Annotated in this window: 18 protein-coding genes; 6 read left to right on the top strand and 12 right to left on the bottom strand. The window is 73.4% G+C overall.

Annotated elements, in window-relative coordinates; all coding sequences use genetic code 11:
* Positions 1 to 21: 21 nt before the first annotated feature.
* Genes ACEQ2X_RS05980 through ACEQ2X_RS05970 form a run of 3 tightly spaced genes read right to left on the bottom strand, consistent with a single transcriptional unit; the run spans position 22 to position 2,916 of the window.
* Positions 22 to 663 carry a lactate utilization protein C gene (locus ACEQ2X_RS05980; RefSeq protein WP_370324879.1) on the bottom strand — a complete coding sequence of 214 codons (642 nt, stop codon included), beginning with the start codon at positions 661 to 663 and terminating at the stop codon, positions 22 to 24.
* A complete protein-coding gene (locus tag ACEQ2X_RS05975) occupies positions 656 to 2,164 on the bottom strand; it encodes a LutB/LldF family L-lactate oxidation iron-sulfur protein (protein ID WP_370324878.1) in 1,509 nt (502 codons plus the stop codon). Before ACEQ2X_RS05975 ends, ACEQ2X_RS05980 begins: the two co-directional genes overlap by 8 nt.
* Positions 2,161 to 2,916, bottom strand: a complete 756-nt coding sequence (locus ACEQ2X_RS05970; RefSeq protein ID WP_370324877.1) for a (Fe-S)-binding protein — start codon at positions 2,914 to 2,916, stop codon at positions 2,161 to 2,163. Before ACEQ2X_RS05970 ends, ACEQ2X_RS05975 begins: the two co-directional genes overlap by 4 nt.
* Before the next feature lie 100 nt (positions 2,917 to 3,016).
* On the opposite strand from ACEQ2X_RS05970, the gene ACEQ2X_RS05965 reads away from it, so the two are divergent.
* Positions 3,017 to 3,451, top strand: a complete 435-nt coding sequence (locus ACEQ2X_RS05965) for a hypothetical protein (protein ID WP_370324876.1) — start codon at positions 3,017 to 3,019, stop codon at positions 3,449 to 3,451.
* A 37-nt stretch (positions 3,452 to 3,488) separates the two neighbouring features.
* Here the strand turns inward: ACEQ2X_RS05965 and ACEQ2X_RS05960 are convergent, their stop codons facing one another.
* Entirely contained in the window at positions 3,489 to 4,328 is an 840-nt protein-coding gene (locus ACEQ2X_RS05960) for a helix-turn-helix transcriptional regulator (RefSeq protein ID WP_370324875.1), read from the bottom strand.
* Positions 4,329 to 4,430: 102 nt separating this feature from the next.
* On the opposite strand from ACEQ2X_RS05960, the gene ACEQ2X_RS05955 reads away from it, so the two are divergent.
* Together ACEQ2X_RS05955 and ACEQ2X_RS05950 are read left to right on the top strand one after the other, a co-directional pair.
* Positions 4,431 to 5,141, top strand: a complete 711-nt coding sequence (locus tag ACEQ2X_RS05955) for an SDR family NAD(P)-dependent oxidoreductase (RefSeq protein ID WP_370324873.1) — start codon at positions 4,431 to 4,433, stop codon at positions 5,139 to 5,141.
* Positions 5,142 to 5,260: 119 nt separating this feature from the next.
* Positions 5,261 to 7,384, top strand: a complete 2,124-nt coding sequence (locus tag ACEQ2X_RS05950) for a molybdopterin oxidoreductase family protein (RefSeq protein ID WP_370324872.1) — start codon at positions 5,261 to 5,263, stop codon at positions 7,382 to 7,384.
* On the opposite strand, the gene ACEQ2X_RS05945 is transcribed toward ACEQ2X_RS05950, so the two are convergent.
* On the bottom strand, positions 7,371 to 8,459 hold the full coding sequence (locus tag ACEQ2X_RS05945) for a uroporphyrinogen-III synthase (RefSeq protein ID WP_370324871.1): 1,089 nt from the start codon (positions 8,457 to 8,459) through the stop codon (positions 7,371 to 7,373). The two genes, ACEQ2X_RS05950 and ACEQ2X_RS05945, sit on opposite strands and share 14 nt — an antisense overlap.
* Before the next feature lie 192 nt (positions 8,460 to 8,651).
* On the opposite strand from ACEQ2X_RS05945, the gene nirB reads away from it, so the two are divergent.
* From nirB to ACEQ2X_RS05930, 3 genes are read left to right on the top strand one after another with little or no spacing between them, the layout of a single operon-like run.
* Complete coding sequence (gene nirB / locus ACEQ2X_RS05940) at positions 8,652 to 11,225, top strand: nitrite reductase large subunit NirB (RefSeq protein ID WP_370324870.1); 2,574 nt, start codon at positions 8,652 to 8,654, stop codon at positions 11,223 to 11,225.
* Positions 11,222 to 11,572 (top strand): nitrite reductase small subunit NirD, encoded by a 351-nt coding sequence (nirD, locus tag ACEQ2X_RS05935; protein WP_370324869.1) that lies wholly within the window; start codon positions 11,222 to 11,224, stop codon positions 11,570 to 11,572. Before nirB ends, nirD begins: the two co-directional genes overlap by 4 nt.
* Positions 11,573 to 11,616: 44 nt before the next feature.
* Positions 11,617 to 13,110, top strand: a complete 1,494-nt coding sequence (locus ACEQ2X_RS05930) for a NarK family nitrate/nitrite MFS transporter (protein WP_370324868.1) — start codon at positions 11,617 to 11,619, stop codon at positions 13,108 to 13,110.
* Positions 13,111 to 13,231: 121 nt separating this feature from the next.
* On the opposite strand, the gene ACEQ2X_RS05925 is transcribed toward ACEQ2X_RS05930, so the two are convergent.
* From ACEQ2X_RS05925 to sufD, 7 genes are read right to left on the bottom strand one after another with little or no spacing between them, the layout of a single operon-like run.
* The gene (locus tag ACEQ2X_RS05925) at positions 13,232 to 13,636 is read right to left on the bottom strand and encodes a hypothetical protein (protein ID WP_370324867.1); all 405 of its coding nucleotides are present in this window, start codon (positions 13,634 to 13,636) and stop codon (positions 13,232 to 13,234) included.
* Positions 13,637 to 13,647: 11 nt separating this feature from the next.
* Entirely contained in the window at positions 13,648 to 14,091 is a 444-nt protein-coding gene (locus ACEQ2X_RS05920; protein ID WP_370324866.1) for a metal-sulfur cluster assembly factor, read from the bottom strand.
* A 7-nt stretch (positions 14,092 to 14,098) separates the two neighbouring features.
* The gene (sufU, locus tag ACEQ2X_RS05915) at positions 14,099 to 14,569 is read right to left on the bottom strand and encodes a Fe-S cluster assembly sulfur transfer protein SufU (RefSeq protein WP_370324865.1); all 471 of its coding nucleotides are present in this window, start codon (positions 14,567 to 14,569) and stop codon (positions 14,099 to 14,101) included.
* 15 nt (positions 14,570 to 14,584) lie between these two features.
* The gene (locus tag ACEQ2X_RS05910) at positions 14,585 to 15,877 is read right to left on the bottom strand and encodes an aminotransferase class V-fold PLP-dependent enzyme (protein ID WP_370324863.1); all 1,293 of its coding nucleotides are present in this window, start codon (positions 15,875 to 15,877) and stop codon (positions 14,585 to 14,587) included.
* Positions 15,878 to 15,891: 14 nt separating this feature from the next.
* The gene (gene sufC, locus ACEQ2X_RS05905; RefSeq protein ID WP_370324862.1) at positions 15,892 to 16,626 is read right to left on the bottom strand and encodes a Fe-S cluster assembly ATPase SufC; all 735 of its coding nucleotides are present in this window, start codon (positions 16,624 to 16,626) and stop codon (positions 15,892 to 15,894) included.
* A gap of 30 nt (positions 16,627 to 16,656) precedes the next feature.
* Entirely contained in the window at positions 16,657 to 17,001 is a 345-nt protein-coding gene (locus tag ACEQ2X_RS05900) for a Rieske (2Fe-2S) protein (RefSeq protein ID WP_370324861.1), read from the bottom strand.
* A complete protein-coding gene (gene sufD, locus ACEQ2X_RS05895; RefSeq protein WP_370324860.1) occupies positions 16,998 to 18,302 on the bottom strand; it encodes a Fe-S cluster assembly protein SufD in 1,305 nt (434 codons plus the stop codon). The genes ACEQ2X_RS05900 and sufD overlap by 4 nt, the downstream gene beginning before the upstream one ends.
* Positions 18,303 to 18,314: the final 12 nt, after the last annotated feature.

The raw sequence follows: 18,314 nt of genomic DNA, 5'->3' as shown, positions 1-18,314 counted from the left end.
GACGGGTCGACGTGCAGGTGGTCAGTCGACGAGGACGACGTGGAGGGTGCGGGGCCCGTGGACGCCCTCGACGCGGTCGAGCTCGATGTCGCTGGTGGCCGAGGGACCGGAGATCCAGGTCTGGGGCCGGGTGGGATCCAGCCGGCGGACGGCCTGGGGGACGGTGGCGACGACCTGGTCGGCGCGGATCACGCAGACGTGCAGGTCGGGGACGAGGCTGATGGCGCGCCGTCCCTGGCCGGGACCGGCGTCCAGGACGACGGTGCCGGTCTCGGCGATGCCGACCGCGGCGGCGGTGATGACCGCCTCGACGGCGTCCAGGTCGGCGACGGGCAACTGGTGGTCGGGGCGCGAGTCGACGTGGTCGGGCAGCCAGGTGCCGTCCAGGTCCGGTGGGACCACGACGGACCGGGCATCGCCCAGCGCCGCGGCCACCGCCGCGGCGATCCCGTCGACGCCGGTGCGGGTCAGGTCCGCGCGGTAGTCGGTCACACGGTCGACGAACCGGTCGAGCACCGCCGCCTGGTCGCCGAGCGCGGGATGGTCGACGGCGTAGCCGCGCGGGATCTCCGCCGGGGGCGGCTGGCCGTCGAGCGCCGCGCGGATCCGGTCGAGGACCACCTGCCTGGCCTCGCCGTGGGCGCCCCGCGCGCCGTCAACCACGCGATCCCCCCCGCTGCTGCCACCACTGGCGGAACGTCTGCCGGGGCGGCTCGGGGAGGTCACGGCTGGCCGTCCAGGCGTTGAACGGCGGTGGTAGCGACCGAATCCGCCGCTGCCCGCCGCCGGCGTCGCGCGCCAGCAGCCGGCCGGCCAGGACGGCCTTCTGGGCCGCAGCGAAGCGGCGGGCGTCCGCCATCGCCCACGCGGCGGACTGCATCGCCGCGTGCTCGGGTCTGGGTACCCGGCGGTCGTCCGCGACGGCCTCGACGTGGGCGGCGCGGAGGTGGACCAGCATCGACGGGATGTCGATCTTCACCGGGCAGGCGTCGTAGCAGGCACCGCACAGCGACGAGGCGTAGGGCAGCGACGGGTTGTCCTCCACCCCGGTCAGCTGGGGGCTCAGCACCGCGCCGATGGGGCCCGGGTAGACCGAGCCGTAGGCGTGCCCGCCGGTGCGCTCGTAGACCGGGCAGACGTTGAGGCAGGCCGAGCAGCGGATGCAGTGCAGCGCCTCGCGGCCCTGGGGGTCGGCCAGGACCGCCGAGCGGCCGTTGTCGAGCAGCACCAGGTGGACGTCCTGGGGGCCGTCGCCGGGGGTCACACCGGTCCAGAACGACGTGTAGGGGTTCATCCGCTCCCCGGTCGACGACCGCGGGAGGAGCTGCAGGAACACCTCGAGGTCGGTCCACGTCGGCACCAGCTTCTCGATGCCCATGACCGTGATCAGCGTCTCGGGCAGGGTCAGGCACATCCGGCCGTTGCCCTCGGACTCCACCACGCAGAGGGTGCCGCTGTCGGCGACGGCGAAGTTGGCGCCGGAGACCGCGACCCGGGCGGACAGGAACTTCCGGCGGAGGTGGCGGCGAGCGGCCATGGCGAGCATCCGCGGCTCGTCGGTCAGCGCCGGGTCCACGTCGGGCATCTCGCGGAGGAAGATCCGGCGGATCTCCGCACGGTTGCGGTGGATGGCGGGGACGAGGATGTGGGAGGGGGCGTCGTGCCCCAGCTGGACGATCAGCTCGGCCAGGTCGGTCTCGATCGCCGCGATCCCGGCATCGGCGAGGGCCTCGTTGAGCCCGATCTCCTGGGTCGCCATCGACTTGACCTTCACGACCTCGTCGCTGCCGGTCCGGCGGACGAGGTCGGTGACGATCGCGTTGGCCTCGGTCGCATCGCGCGCCCAGTGCACCTGCCCGCCGGCGGCGGTCACCGTGGCCTCGAGCTGGGTGAGCAGCTCGGGCAGCCGGCTCATCACGTCGGCCTTGATCGCCGATCCCGCCTCGCGCAGGGCCTGCCAGTCGTCGACCTCGCCGACCACCCCGGCGCGCTTGGCGCGGATCGTGGCGGTGGCGTGACCGAGGTTGCGCCGCAGCTGGCTGTCCGCCAGGGCACCGCGTGCCGCGGCCGGGAACGGCGCGTCGCCGCGGAGGTGGCCCACGCCGCGCGGGGCGTGCACGACCGGCAGGCGGGTGGCGCCGGCGGGCACCGGCGGCGGGGTCATGCGACCACCGCCTGACGACCCGCCCCGTCGCGGCTGGCCAGGATCTCGGCCAGGTGGATCGATCTGACCCCGGTCCGCAGCCGCGACAGGCCCCCGCCGATGTGCATCAGGCACGAGGAGTCCCCGGCCGTGACGTACTCCGCGCCGGTGTTGCGCACGTGCCGCATCTTGTCGGCCAGCATCGCCGTGGAGGTGTCGGCGTTCTTGACCGCGAACGTGCCCCCGAACCCGCAGCACTCCTCCGCACCCGGGAGCTCGACGAGGTCGATGCCCCGCACCGCCCGGAGCAGCTGCAGGGGCCGGTCGCCCACCCTGAGCATGCGCAGGGAGTGGCAGGTCGGGTGGTAGGTCACCCGGTGCGGGAACACCGCCCCGACGTCGGTGACGCCCAAGACGTCGACGAGCAGCTCGCTCAGCTCGTAGGTCCTCGCGGCCACCGCCTCGGCGCGCTCCGCCAGCCGCGCCTCCCCCGCCGCACGGGCGATCATCGCGTGCTGGTGGCGCACCGATCCGACGCACGACCCCGAGGGGGCGACCACCACGTCGCTGTCCTCGAACGCCTCGACGTGGTTGGCGACCAGCGGCACCGCCATCCCCTCGTAGCCGGTGTTGGTGTGCATCTGGCCGCAGCAGGTCTGGGAGGGCGGGAAGGTCACGTCGTGCCCCAGGCCCTCCAGCACCTGCACCGTCGCCCGCCCCACGTCCGGGAACAGCGTGTCGGCCAGGCAGGTGATGAACAGGGCGATGCGCATCACTCCACAGCATGCCGGATCGGCGGGGCCGCCGTGCCGTCCGCGCCGTTGACATCGGTCTGACAGGTCCCTGACAGCCGCGTCCCGCACGCTGCCCCCCATGAGCACCACCACCGCCACACCCCTGACCACCACCGACCCCGAGGCCTTCGCCGCGCACCTCTTCGGCGCGGGCAACGCCATGCCCGTCGAGATGGCCCGCCGCAACGCCGCCGAGGCCGGCGTGGCCGACCGGGTCCGCTTCCACCTCGCCGACGGCGCGGAGATGCACGGCAGCTACGACGCCGGGGTCGTCGTGGTGATGGACGAGGCGGTCGCCGAGGTCTTCGACCCGCCCGGCGACGACCTCGAACGGCTGAGGTACGGGCTGAGCCTGACGCTGTGCCCGCCCTGTCCCGCGACCACTCGGTGGACCGGCACCGTCATCCGGCCGTCCACGCTGCGGGCCTACGCCCAGGGGGCCGGCTTCCGCGACATCGAGATCCTCCCGATCGAGGACTTCGGCCTCTGGCGCTCCTACGAGCTGATCGCCTGATCCCGGACGGCTCTGACCGGGCCCCGACCGGTTCCGGTCAGCGGGTCCCCTCGAGGTCCTGCACGCCGACGACGCGGAGCAGGTCCAGGGCCTCCGCGTCCCGCGTACCCGGCGCGGCGGAGTAGACGATCACCCGCTGATCGGCGTCTGGCAGGGCCAGGACGTCGCAGTCGAGCGTCAGGCGCCCGACCACCGGGTGCTCGAAGGTCTTCGTCGCCTCCCGGAGCACCTCGACGTGGCCGGCGTCCCACAGGTCTGCGAAGCGGTCGCTCCCCCGTCGCAGGTCGGTCAGCAGGGCCGCCAGATCCGGGTCGTCGGGGTAGCGAGCCGACACCGCCCGCAGGTCGGCCACGGTGGCGGCGAGGGCAGCGCCCTCGTCGGTGTGCACGACCCGTCCCGGACCCCCGAGGAACTGGATGCGGGCGATGTTGGGCCGCGCGCCCGGCCACGCGGTCAGGTCACCCACCAGGGCCAGGGCCAGGTCGTTCCAGGCGAGCACGTCGCCCTTCGCGTCGAGGACCATCGCCGGCAGGTCCGCCAACCGGTCCAGGACCCGGAGGGTGCCTGGCCGCACGACGTCGTCGATGCGGCCCGGACGTGGCGGGTCGATCCCGGCCAGGTGGTGCAGGTGGTCGCGCTGGTCCCTGCTCAGCCTGAGCGCCCGGGACAGCGCGGTCACCACCTGGGCCGACGGCCGGGGCCCGCGGCCCTGCTCGAGGCGCACCAAGTAGTCGACGGAGATGCCGGCGAGCGCGGCCACCTCCTCACGGCGCAGGCCGGGGACGCGGCGACGTGAGCCCGCCGGCAGGCCGACGTCGGCCGGCTGCAGCCGGTCGCGCGCAGCCACCAACGCGGTGGCGAGACCATCGCGGTCCATGTCGCCAAGCATGCCGGAACCCACGGCCCCCAGCCTGGGATCGCCGGTCCCAGGCTGACCGGGCCCTGGGCAGGGGGCCGCCGGCACCCCAAGGTCTGGGCCATGACCACTGCACTCATCACCGGAGCGAACCGCGGCCTGGGCCTCCAGGCCGCACACGACCTCGCCAGCCTGGGCTGGCACGTCTGGCTGGGGTCCCGTGATCCGGGCCGCGGGGCCGAGGCCGCCCGTGGGCTGGCCTCCCTGCCCGGGCGGGTCACCCCGCTCGCCCTCGACGTGACCGACGACGCGTCGGTCGAGGCGGCCGTGGAGGTCGTCGACGACGCCGGGGATCCGTTGGACGTCCTCGTCAACAACGCCGGCATCACCGGTCCCGCGGTCCCCCCCGAGGAGACCGGACCGTCTGACTTCCTCGCCTGCTTCGGCGTCAACCTGCTGGGGCCGGTGCGGGTGACCCGGGCGTTCCTGCCGCTGCTCCGCCGCGCCGAGGACCCGCGGGTGGTCATGGTCTCGAGCGGCGTCGGCTCGATCACCCGCACGTCGGACCCGACCCGACTCGAGTCGCAGATCCACAGCCTGATCTACCCGTCCTCGAAGGCGGCGTTGAACATGGTGACCTCGCAGTACGCGCGGGCGATCCCCGACGTGCGGTTCACCGCCGTCGACCCCGGCTACACCGCGACGGACCTCAACGGCCACCGGGGCCACCAGACGGTGGAGGAGGGCACGGCGATCATCGTCCGCGCCGCCACCGGGCAGGCGGGCGGTCCGAGCGGGGTGTTCATCGACGCCGACGGCCCGCTCCCCTGGTGAGCCGACGACCGGTCGGGGCGTCGCTCGTCGTCGATGGGCCGTCGCACACGACCGCACCGTGACACGCCCGACACACGACCGCGATCGGGTCGAGACGGCGACCGCGTGTCCTGGTGCGCATGTCGGACGACGTGATCACGCACTGCCCGTACTGCGCCCTCGACTGCGGCATGAAGCTCACGGTCGACCGCGGCCGGGTGACCGGCCAGGCCAAGTGGAAGGCGTCCCCGCTGTCCGGGGGCGGCCTGTGCACCAAGGGCATCACCGCCTGGGAGCAGGTGCACCACGCCGACCGACTGGTCGACCCGCTCGTGCGGCGTGACGGCGTGCTCACCCCGGTCGGGTGGGACGAGGCGCTGGACGTGGCCGCGGAGGGGCTCACCCGGATCCGCGACGCCCACGGACCGGCGGCCAACGCGGTCCTCGGCGGCGGGTCGCTCACCAACGAGAAGGCCTACCTGGTCGGCAAGTTCGCCCGGCTGGCGCTCAGGACGCCCCACATCGACCCCAACGGGCGGCTGTGCATGACGTCCGCCGGGGCCGCCGCCGTGCGGGCCTTCGGGGTGGACCGGGCCATGACACCCCTCGAGCACCTGCCCGACGCCGACGTCGTGGTCGTGGTCGGCGCCAACCTGCCCGACGCCTACCCGCTGCTGATGCCGCTCATCGCCAAGGCGCGCCGCAAGGGGACGCGGTTCGTGGTCGTCGATCCGCGGGGCTCGAAGCTGATCAAGGGCGACGACGTGCACCTGGCGGTCCGCCCCGGCGCGGACACGGCCCTCGCGGCAGGGCTCCTGCGCGAGGTGGCGGTGCGCGGCGGGGTCGACTGGCCGTTCGTGCGCGCCCGCACCAGTGGGGTCGACGCGGTCCTCGACGCGGTGGAGCCCTGGGATCTCGAGCGGACCGCCCTGGCCGCCGGCGTCGGCCTGGACGACCTCGCACGGGCCGCGGAGCGCATCGCCACCGCCCGGAACGGCATGATCCTCCACGCCCGCGGCATCGAGCAGCAGGTCAACGGCACCGAGGCCGTCCTCGGCTGGATCAACATCGCGCTCGCGCGCGGGTGGGCGGGCCGCAGGGGCTGCGGGATCATGCCGATGACGGGCCAGCGCAACGGCCAGGGCGGCCGCGAGCACGGGCAGCGCTGCGACCAGCTGCCCGGCTACCGGTCGATCGACGACCCCGCGGACCGGGCGGTCGTCGCCGAGCGGTGGGGCGTCGCCCCGGAGGACCTGCCGGGTCGTGGGAAGACCTACGTCGAGATCCTCCACGCCGCCGAGGCGGGCGAGGTCCGCGGCGCGGTCGTGATCTCCGCGAACCCCGCGGTGTCCGCCCCGCGGAGTGCCCGGATCCGCCGCGCGCTCGAGCGCCTCGAGCACCTGGTCGTCATCGACCCGTTCATGTCCGAGACCGCCCGGTACGCCGACGTGGTCCTCCCCGGCACGACCTTCGCCGAGGAGGACGGCACGATCACCACGACGGAGGGGCGGGTGGTGCGCGTCGACCAGGCCGTCCCGCCGGTCGCGGTCCGCGGGGACCTCGACGTCATCCGCGGGCTGGCCCGCCGGCTCGGAGTCCGCCACCACTTCGACTTCCACACCGGCCGCGAGGTGTTCGAGGAGCTGAAGGCCCTGTCCGCCGGCGGGACCGCGGACTACTCGGGCATGGACTACGACCGGATCCGCGACGACGGCGGCATCTTCTGGCCCGCCCCGCCGGATCGGCCCGAGGGCACCCCGGTCCTGCACGTCGACCGCTTCGGCCACCCCGACGGGCTGGCCCGGTTCCACGTCGTGACCCCCTCCTCCCCCCACGTCCTGCCCGATGCCGCCCACCCGCTGGTGCTCACCACCGGACGGCACCGCGACCACTACCTGTCGGGCAACCAGACCCGTCGGATCCCCGCCCAGCTGGCCAAGGCACCCGAACCGGTCCTCGAGGTCCACCCGGCCACGGCCGCCGCCGAGGGGCTCGACCCCGACCGGCCCGTCGTCCTGACGTCGCGCCACGGGTCGGTGTCGCTCACGTGGACGACGAACCCCGACCTGCGCGCCGACACGCTGTTCGTCGCGTGGCACTGGGAGGGCATCAACGACCTGACCGACGACGCCCTCGACCCGATCTCCGGCATCGCCGGGGTGAAGCACACCCCGGTCGCGGTGAGCCAGGTCCCCTCCGCCGACCAGGTCCCTTCCGACGGGGCGTCCCGCACACCCGCAGCTGCCGGCGCTACCCCTCGTTGACCAGGCGGTAGCCGACGCCGCGGACGGTCTGGATCCCCACCGAGGTGCCCTCGAGCTTGCGGCGCAGCCGCGCGACCTGGTGCTTCACGGTCCCTGCGTCCTCGGGCACCTCGTGCCCCCAGCCCTGGGTGATCAGCTCCTCGGTCCGGCACACCGACCCGCCGCGGCGGCTGAGGGTCGCGAGGACCAGGTACTCGCGCTTGCCGAGGGGGATCTCGGTCTGGTCGACGATCGCGGAGGAGTCCCCCGGGTTCATGACGACCTCGACGGGGCGCTCCCACTCCCGGCGGGCGAGCCACGCCTCGACCTCGCGGACCAGGTCCATCGAGCGGTAGCGCACCGGCGACATCCGCACCGGCAGACCGACGTCCTCGCACGTGCCGGCCGTCACCGGTCCCACGGCCGCCACGGCGGTCCGCGTGCGGGCCACGGCGCGCAGCGCGTCGGCGTCCGCCCCGGCCACGTCGACGAGGTTCCGCACCGCCCCGGGGGAGGTGAAGGTCAGCACGTCGACCTCCTCGGCCACCAGGGCGTCGACGAGCTCCCTCGCCCGCGCCAGGTCCGTCGGGGGTCCGGTGCGGTAGGGCATCACCGAGACGACGTCGAGGCCGGCGTCGACCAGGCCGTCATAGGCGCGGGGGTGGCCGCCGTGCAGCTGGACCGCCACGGCGTCGCCCGGCAGCGCCCTGCTGGCGAGCCACGCGGCGACCGTCGCGTCGGTCTCCTTCGGCGACACCCAGGCGGGGGTGATGCCCGCGCCGACCAGCCCGCCCTCGGCCTTCGCGGACCGGGCGATGCAGCGGGTGCCGGCCATCAGGTCCTCGAGCCGCCCGCGGAGCCCGGCCCGCTCGGCGGCCTCGAGCCACAGGCGCATGCCGATGCCGGTGGTCGCGACGATCCACTGGGGGCGGAGGCCGAGGATGACCTCGGTGTCCGCGACGATCTCGGCGTCGTCGGCGGGGTGGTCACCGCTCAGCATCGGGGCGTGGATGACCGTCGCCCCGCGACGCTCGAAGGCGTCGACGAGGTCCTGGCCACGACGTGCGCCGGTGACGGCGACGACGGTCGACTCCACCGCACCTCCTCTTCTCGACTCGGATCCCCGCGGTCAGGGCACCGGCCATCGTGGGCCGGCCGTGTTCCAGGTGACCGGCGGTCGTGTTTCCTGTGTGTGACCGCTGCGTCGCGGTGGCGCGCGACGTCCACGACACACGCACGTCACCTCGAGCGGGCGGCGCGGTAACGCGCAGCGCCCACGGTGTGGGCCATGCAGGACCCCACCCCCCCGGACCCCATCCGGACCGTCGTCGTCGGGGACGGCATGGTCGGCGCGCGCTTCCTCACCGAGCTCGACCGCGCCGGGCTGCTCGGCGCCCACCACGTCACCGTGATCGGCGAGGAGCGCCACGCCGCCTACGACCGCGTGCACCTCTCCTCCTACGTCGAGGGGGCGTCGGCGGCGGACCTCAGCGTCGCCGACACCGGCCTGCGGGCCCACCCCGCGGTGGACTGCCGCATGGGCCGGCGGGCCACCGCGATCGACCGCGACGCGCGCACCGTGACGACCGACGACGGCGCGGTCATCGGCTACGACCACCTGGTGCTCGCCACCGGGTCGAGCCCGTTCGTCCCGCCGATCCCCGGCTCGGACGGCGTCGACTGCTTCACCTACCGCACCCTCGACGACCTCGACGGGATCATCGCCGCCGCCGCCGGGGCGCACCGCGGGGTGGTCATCGGGGGCGGTCTGCTGGGGCTCGAGGCCGCCAACGCGCTCCGGCTGCTCGGCCTCGACGTCGCCGTGGTCGAGTTCGCCCCCCGGCTCATGCCCCGCCAGCTCGACGACGGCGGCGCCCGGGCGCTGCGCCAGCGCATCGCCGACCTCGGCATCGACGTCCGCACCGACACGGCCACCTCCGCGATCGTGGCCGACGCCGACGGGCGGGTCAGCCACCTCGCCTTCGACGACGGCACGACCCTGCCGACGGACCTCGTCGTGTTCTCCGCCGGCATCCGGGCGCGCGACGAGCTCGCGCGGGCCGCGGACCTGGCCGTCGGCGAGCGGGGCGGCGTGGCCGTGGACGAGACGCTCACCACCGCCGACCCGCACGTGCACGCGATCGGCGAGTGCGCCAGCGTCGACGGGGTGGTCTACGGACTCGTGGGGCCGGGCTACGCGATGGCGCGGGTCCTCGCGGGGCGGCTGGCCGGCGGAGAGGCCACCTTCGACGGCGCCGACCTCTCGACGCAGCTCAAGCTGCTGGGTGTCGACGTCGCCAGCGTCGGGGACGCGATGGGCGACGGCGAGGGGTGCCGGTCGGTGGTGTTCGACGACCCGATCGGCGCGGTCTACCGGAAGGTCGTCACGTCGGCGGACGGCCAGCGCGTCCTGGGCGGGATCCTGGTCGGCGACGCGAGCGGCTACGACCGGATCCTCCGCCTCACCACCTCCGGCCGTCCTGCGGAGGTGCCGGCGGCCGCGCTGGCCGCCCCCCAGGTGGACGCCCCCGCGACCGGCCCCGGCGACCTGGCCGACGACGACCTGGTCTGCACCTGCAACACCGTCACCAAGGGCACGATCTGTCAGTCGATCCGCCACGACGGCATCACGACGCTCGGGGGCCTGCGCGCGGCGACCGACGCCGGCACCGGCTGCGGCAGCTGCACCGCGCTGTGCAAGCGGATCCTCGACACCGAGATGGCCGCCCAGGGCCTCGAGGTCGACACCAGCCTGTGCGCCCACTTCCCCCTCACCCGCCAGGAGCTCTTCGACGTGGTGCGGGTGCGGGGCCACCGCACGTTCGCGGAGGTCATCGCGGACGCCGGTCGTGGCGGGGGCTGTGAGATCTGCAAGCCCGCCGTCGCCTCGATCCTGGCGACCCAGCACAACGAGTACGTCCTCACCCCGGCGCACGCCCCCACCCAGGACACCAACGACCGGTTCCTCGCCAACATCCAGCGCGACGGCACCTACTCCGTCGTCCCGCGCGTCCCCGGCGGGGAGATCACCCCGCGCAAGCTCGCGGTCCTCGCGGCGGTCGCCGAGGAGTTCGACCTCTACACCAAGATCACCGGCGGCCAGCGGATCGACCTGTTCGGCGCCCGGCTGGAGCAGCTGCCCGCGATCTGGCGCCGGCTGGTCGATGCCGGCTTCGAGTCCGGCCACGCCTACGGCAAGGCGCTCCGCACGGTGAAGTCCTGCGTCGGGCGGAGCTGGTGCCGCTACGGCGTCCAGGACTCGACGACGCTCGCGATCGAGCTCGAGCAGCGCTACCGGGGGCTCCGGTCACCGCACAAGATCAAGATGGCGGTCTCCGGGTGCTCGCGGGAGTGCGCCGAGGCCCAGGGCAAGGACGTCGGCGTGATCGCGACCGAGCGGGGCTGGAACCTCTACGTGGGCGGCAACGGCGGGATGACGCCGCAGCACGCGGTGCTGCTCGCCACCGACCTGTCCACCGAGGACCTGGTCCGCACCATCGACCGGTTCCTCGCCTACTACGTGCGCACCGCCGACAAGCTCGAGCGCACCGCGACGTGGCTGAACCGCATCGACGGCGGCATCGACCACGTCCGCGCGGTCGTGCTGGAGGACGCCCTCGGCCTGGCCGACGAGCTCGAGGCCGCCATGGCCCGCCACGTCGAGACCTACGCCGACGAGTGGGCCGCCACGCTCGACGACCCCGAGCGCCTGACGATGTTCGCGAGCTACGTCAACGACGACGCCGGCGACGACCTCGCCTACGTGCGCGAACGCGACCAGCGCCGCCCCGCCACCGACGACGAGCGCAGGCGGCTGCTCCCCGTCGTCGACGTCACCGCCCGCGAAGGAGCGATGTCATGAGCACCGTCCTCGACGCCACCGCGCTCACCTGGCAGGTCGCCTGCCCACTCGACCGGATCCTGCCCGACTCCGGCGTCGCCGCCCGCATCGCCGGCCGCCCCGTCGCCGTCTTCCGCCTGCGCGATGGCCGGGTCGTCGCCATCGACCACACCGACCCGTTCACCGGCGTCGCCGTCCTCGCCCGCGGGCTGGTCGGCGACCACGACGGCGTTCCGACGGTCGCCTCTCCCCTGCACAAGCAGCGCTTCAGCCTGCTCGACGGACGCTGCCTGGACGACGACGCCGTCGCGGTGTCGACCCACCCCACTCGGGTCGTCGACGGCCACGTGCTGGTCGCCGTCGCCTGACCCACCCCTCCCCCATCGGTGTCCCCCGACCACGGAGCTCCCCCATGCCCTCACGCCCCGACACGATCCGCGCCCGCATCGGCGCCCTGGCGAGCTTCGACGGCCGCTACCGGGTGCTGCACCTGACCTGGTTCGCGTTCTTCCTGACCTTCGTGGTCTGGTTCAACTTCGCGCCGTTCTCCGCGACGATCGGCGAGGAGCTCGGGCTCTCCCGCGAGCAGCTGCTGACCATCGGCCTGTGCAACGTGGCGCTGACGGTCCCCGCCCGGGTGCTGGTCGGGATGGCGCTCGACCGCTGGGGTCCGCGTCGGGTGTTCGGCGCGATCCTGGTCTACGCGGCCGTGCCCTGCACCGCCTTCGCGCTCGCGACGAGCTTCGAGGTGCTGGTCGCCTCGCGCCTGGCCCTGTCGATCGTGGGCGCCGGGTTCGTGGTCGGCATCCGCATGGTCAGCGAGTGGTTCCCCCCGCGGGAGATCGGGACCGCGGAGGGGGTCTACGGCGGCTGGGGCAACTTCGGCTCGGCAGCGGCCGCGTTCACCCTTCCGGGCGTCGCCGTGGCCGCGGGCGCCATCGGCGGGTGGCGCGCGGCGATCGCCGCGACCGGGGTCCTCGCAGCCGGCTACGGCCTGTACTACCTGCGGGCGGTCACCGACACACCCGAGGGGTCGTCGTACGCCCGTCCGCGGCGCCAGGGCGCGCTCGAGGTCACCAGCCGCCGCAGCGTGTACGCGCTCCTCGTCCTCAACGTCCCGCTCGTGGCGGTGCTCGGGCTGGTCGCCTGGCGCCTGCAGCGCGTCGGGCTGTTCTCCACCCGCGTGCTCGTCGTGATCCTCGCGACCCTCGCCGTCCTGCTCGTGGCGCAGTCGCGCCGCATCTGGACGGTCAACGCGCCGGCCCGGGCCGGGGCCTACGACGAGGGGGACCGCTACCCCATCCGCTCGGTCGCGGTCCTGAGCGCCAGCTACTTCGTGACCTTCGGCTCGGAGCTCGCCGTCGTCTCGATGCTGCCGACGTTCTTCGCCGACACCTTCGGGCTGTCGGCGGTGCTCGCCGGCGCGACCGCGTCGGCCTTCGCGTTCATGAACCTGGGGGCGCGACCGATCGGCGGGCTCATGAGCGACCTGATGGGGAGCCGCACGCGGACGCTCACGACGATCCTGCTCGGGTTGGCCGTCGGGTACGGCGGCATGGCGCTGGTGGGGTCGGCCTGGCCGGTCGGGCTGGCGATGGCGGCGGCGATGTGCTGCTCGTTCTTCGTCCAGGCCGGCGAGGGGGCAACCTACGCCATCGTCCCGCTGGTGGAACCGCGCGTGTCGGGGCAGATCTCCGGCATCGTCGGCGCCTACGGCAACGTCGGGGCGCTCTGCTACCTCACGCTCCTGCTGTTCGCCGGTCCGACCGCGTTCTTCCTCACCATCGGCGCCTCGGCCGTCGTCGTGGCGGGGATCAGCCGGTTCCTCGTCGAGCCCGCCGGCAGCTTCGCCGACGCCCACGGCGAGGTCGTTGACCTCGCCGACCCCACCCCGGTCGCGGCGTGAAGCCCGCCCACGACACGATCGGGGCCTCCCTCGCCCTACGGCGAGGTAGGCCCCGATCGCGCCCAACTTCGGCGGTGCCCCGGCCCCCCGTGGTCCCCCGTGCGCCCCGCTCCGTCGGGGCTCAGCGCCTGATCGAGAGGTCCTCGGTCTGCCAGTCGCCGAAGTAGACGATGTCCCGGGCGTCGTGGCGGTTCAGGACGGCGACGATGCGGTCGAGGGTCTCGCGGTCGGTGACGTCGTTGATCACGATCCCGTGCCGGCCCTCGCGGACGACCTGGCCGAGCCGGACGAGCTCCTCGCGCTCCTGGCCGAGGGACACCAGCCACTTCACGACGCGGGTGGCGCCGTGGGAGTCCTCCTCGCCGGCCTCCAGCTGACCGGCGAACTCGTCACCGGAGCCGTGGCTCACGCTCGCGAGGTCGACGGACGCCTCGTCGGCGAGGGAGGACAGCACCGCCTCGGCGGTCGGCTCGTCCGCCACGTGGGCGATGACGGCGTGCTGGTTCGGGCGGGTGTTCGCGCTCATGGGTTCGGCCCTCAGACGTTGAAGCCCATGGCCCGCAGCTCCTCGCGGGCCTCGTCGGAGATCATGTCGGTCGTCCACGGCGGGCTGAAGACGAACTCGACGTCGGCGTCGTCGATGCCCGGCAGGCGGGTCAGCACGAGCGTCGCCTGGGTGTGGAGCAGCTCGGTGAGGGGGCATCCCATCGAGGTCAGCGTCATCCGCAGGTAGGCGGTGTGGTCGTTGACCTCGATGTCGTAGACCAGCCCGAGGTCGACGACGTTGATGCCGATCTCGGGGTCGAGGACGGCCTTCATCGCCTGCCGGCACGCGGCGGGGGTGGCGACGCCGTGCTCGTCGACCTCGGCGTCGGCGAACGGGGTGTCGGTGCCCTCCCCCTCCCCGTGCTTGGCGGCGAACTCCTCGTCGGTCTCCGCGGTGGGCCAGCCGGTCACGGGATCGGTGGTGGTGTCGCTCATCGTCAGATCACTCCTCGTCGTGGGTCACGCGGTGCTCGGCGGCACCGGCCCGGTGGGTCTCGATCGCGTCCTTGAGGGCCATCCACCCGAGCAGCGCGCACTTGACGCGGACGGGGAACTTGGCCACGCCGCGGAAGGCGACGCCATCCAGGAGGTCGTCCTCGCGGGCGATCTCCTCCCCGTGCATCATCAGCCGGAAGGACTCGGCGAGCTCGAGGGCGTCGTCGAGGTCCCGGCCGATCACGGCCTCGGTCATCGCCGACGCGCTCGACATCGAGATCGAGCAGCCGTCGCCGTCGTAGGCGACCGCCCCGACGGTCGCGCCGTCGCCGACGCGCAGGCGCAGATCCATCTCGTCGCCGCACAGCGGGTTCGAGTGGTGGACGTGCACGTCGTGCGGGTCGAGCTCCGGCGCGCGGTTCCGGGGCTTCTTGTAGTGGTCCAGGATGATCTCCTGGTACAGGTCGTCAAGGCTCATGGGTCGCGCTCCGCATCAGACCTCGAAGAACGCCTGCGCGGCGCGGATGGCGTCGCACAGCGGCTCGATCTCGTCGGTGGTGTTGTAGAGGTAGAACGACGCCCGCGTCGTCGCGGCGCTGCCGAGCGAGCGGACCAGCGGCTTGGCGCAGTGGTGGCCCGCCCGGACCGCCACGCCCTCGCGGTCGAGGATCGTCCCGATGTCGTGGGGGTGCAGGCCCTCGATCGCGAAGCTGACCGCGGCGCCGCGGGCCTTCGGGTCGGCCGGGCCGTGGACGGTCACGCCGCGCATCTCACCGAGCGCGGGGAGGACCTGCTCGAGGAGCGCGACCTCGTGGGCGCGGACGGCGTCCATGCCGAGGGCCGAGAGGTAGTCGACGGCAGCGCCCAGCCCGACCGCCTCGGCGATCATCGGGGTGCCGGCCTCGAAGCGGTAGGGCACCTCGTTGTAGGTGGCGCCGTACAGCTGGACGTCGAGGATCATCTCGCCGCCGCCGAGGAACGGGGGCATCGACTCGAGCAGGTCGAGGCGGCCGGCGAGCACGCCGACCCCCGAGGGGCCGCACATCTTGTGGCCGCTGAAGCACAGGAAGTCCGCGCCCAGATCGGCCATGTCCGTCGGCATGTGGGGGACGCTCTGCGCACCGTCCACGACGACGACCGCCTCCGGGTTCGCGCGGCGGACCGCGTCGGCCATCTCGGCGACCGGGTTGATCGTCCCGACGACGTTCGACATCGCGGTGACGGCGAGCAGCTTCACCCGTCCGCCGGACACGATCTCGGCGAAGGCGTCGAGGTCGAGGCGACCGCCGTCGGTCACGGGGACGGCCGCCAGCTCGAACCCGGCGTCCGCGGCCGCCATCTGCCAGGGCACCAGGTTCGCGTGGTGCTCCATCTGGGTGTAGCAGAGGACGTCACCCGGCCCGAGGCGACGGCGCGCCCAGGAGTGGGCCAGCAGGTTGAACGCCTCGGTGGCGTTCTTGGTGAACACGACGGCGCGCGGGTCCGCGCCGACGAAGCGGGCGACCTTCGTGCGGGCCCCCTCGAAGCGGTCGGTCGCCTCCTCCGCCAGCGCGTGGACGCCGCGGTGCACGTTCGAGGTGTGGCACCGGTACATGTCGGTGACCGCGTCGATCACCGCCGTCGGCTTCTGCGACGTCGCCGCGGAGTCGAGGTAGATCAGCGGACGCCCGTGGACCTCGCGGTCGAGGTTCGGGAAGTCGCGCCGGACCGCCGCCGCATCGAACGACGTCGTGCCTGACGATCCCGTCGGTGCCACCTGCGACCTCCCTCCATCTCCTCGACCCATGCTAGGCGCCGCGTCTAGGCGAACTGCTCGTAGCCCTCGGACTCGAGGGTCTCAGCCAGGTCCGCACCGCCGGTCTTCACGATCCGGCCGGCCGCCATCACGTGGACGTGGTCGGGCTGGATGTAGTTCAGGATCCGGGTGTAGTGGGTGATCAGCAGCACGCCGAGGTCCGGCCCGCGCAGGCGGTTGACGCCGTCCGAGACGATCTTCAGCGCGTCGATGTCGAGCCCGGAGTCGGTCTCGTCGAGCACCGCGATGCGCGGCTGGAGCATCGCCATCTGCAGGATCTCGAAGCGCTTCTTCTCACCGCCCGAGAACCCCTCGTTGACGTTGCGCTGCAGGAACCCCTCGTCCATCTTCAGGTCCGCCATGTGGCCCTTGAGCTGGGTCATGAACTCGCGGACCGGCAGGTCCTCGTCGCGGGTCGCGTTCACCGCGGTCCGGAGGAAGTTGGTCATGGAGACCCCGGGGATCTCCGTGGGGTACTGCATGGCGAGGAACAGCCCGACCTGCGCCCGCTCGTCGGGCGACATCTCGGAGACGTCCTCGCCGTCGAAGCGGATCGCGCCGCCGGTGACCTCGTAGGCCGGGTGCCCGGCGATCGCGTAGGCGAGGGTGGACTTGCCGGAGCCGTTCGGCCCCATGAGGGCGTGGGTCTCGCCCTGGGCGACGACGAGGTCGAGGCCCTTCAGGATCTCCTTGCCCTCGACCTCGACCCGGAGGCCGTCGATCTCGATGCGTGCAGTCATGTGTGCGTCCTCAGGTTCGTTCGGGGGTGATCAGTGGCGGGGGGGCGACGCGCCGTTCGTGGGGGTCGTCGCGTCGACGAGGACGTCGCCGTCGTCGATGCGGACCGCGTAGGTGGGGATCGGCGTGACGGCCGGGAGGGAGTCGGGGTCCCCGGTGTCGAGGTCGAACATCGAGCCGTGCAGGCCGCACTCGATGGTGTTCCCCTCGATCCAGCCCTCGTGGAGGGGGTACTGCTGGTGGCTGCACGTGTCGTGCACCGCCTTGACGGTGTCGGCGTCCAGCCGGACCAGGCAGATCGGCTCGCCGGCCAGCTCGACGCAGGCCGCGTGGCCGACCTCGAGGTCGTCGAGGGACAGGGCGCGCTCGAAGCTCACGCGGGCGCGCCCCCGAAGTTCGCCGGACCGGCGCCGGCGTCGTGGCTGCCGACGTCGATGGCACCGCCGGTCGAGCGGGACGCACCCGCGGTGCGACGGGGATCCATCAGCGTGACCGGCGCGCTCCGGATCGCGTCGGTGATGTCGGCCAGGACCTTCTCCTCGACGCCGGGGGCGTCGACGCGGTCGAGCACGTCGGTGAAGAACGCGAAGACGAGCATCCGGGCGGCCTCGTCGCGCGGGATCCCGCGGGACTGCAGGTACCAGAGGTGGACCTCGTCGACCTGGCCGACCGAGGAGTGGTGGCCGCAGCCCGCGACGTCAGCGGTCTCGATCTCGAGGAACGGCAGCGTGTCGGCGCGCGCGCCGGGCGACAGGATCAGGTTGCGGTTGGTCTCGTCGCTGACGGTCTGCTTGGCGTCGACGTCGATGCGGATGTTGCCGTACCAGGTCGCGTGCGCGGTGTCGCTCAGCGCGCCCTTGTGCACGTACTCGCTGGTCGTGTGGTCCGCGTCGTGGAAGATCAGGGAGCGGTGCTCGACCTTCTCCTCCCCCGTCGGGAAGTAGACGCCGAGCATCTCCGCGTCGCCGCCCTTGCCGGCCAGCCACACGTCGGGGCGCACGTAGACGGTGTCGCCGCCCAGGCTGACCTCGGTGTGCTGGTAGTGGGCGTCCCGGCCGACCTTGCCGCGGTGCGTGGTGACGTGGGCGACGCCGGCGCCCCAGTCCTGGGTGGTCACCAGGTTGAGGGTCGCGCCGTCGCCGACGACGGCCTCGACCGCATCGACGACGGTGGTCTCGCCCGCGCCGGATCCGGTGATCAGGACGGTGGCCTTGGCGTGGCGCTCCACGACGACGAGCACCCAGCGGATGGCGGTGCCGTCGCCGGCGTCGACGCGGATCTCGATCGGGTCGGCCACCTCGGCATCGGCCGGGACGTGGACGAACGCCCCGCCGCCGAAGCCCGCGAGGGCCAGCGCGGCGAACTTCTCCTCGGACGGCACGACCGTGCCCAAGTGGGCCTGGACGACGTCGGCGTGCTCGGCGGCCGCGGTCACCAGGTCGGTCGCGACCACCCCGTCGGGAGCCGTGATCGCCACCGTCGCGGCGCCGACCTCGCGGTCGAGGTCGAGGCGCCGCGGGTTCGTGAAGCGCCAGTCCTCGTCGCGGCCGGTCGGCCACTCGAGGTCGCTGAACGCCTTGAACGCCTCGAGGCGCCGGTCGCGCAACCAGGTCGGGTCGCCGGCGGCGTCGCTGATCGCGAGGACGTCGGTCTCGGTGAGAGTCTTCGGGGTGGGCATGGGCGTGTGGGC

The sequence above is a fragment of the Euzebya sp. genome (genome assembly GCF_964222135.1).
GTDB lineage: Bacteria > Actinomycetota > Nitriliruptoria > Euzebyales > Euzebyaceae > Euzebya.
The sequence above is the reverse complement of the archived record's forward strand: the minus strand, read 5'-3'. Positions and strand labels throughout refer to the sequence as shown.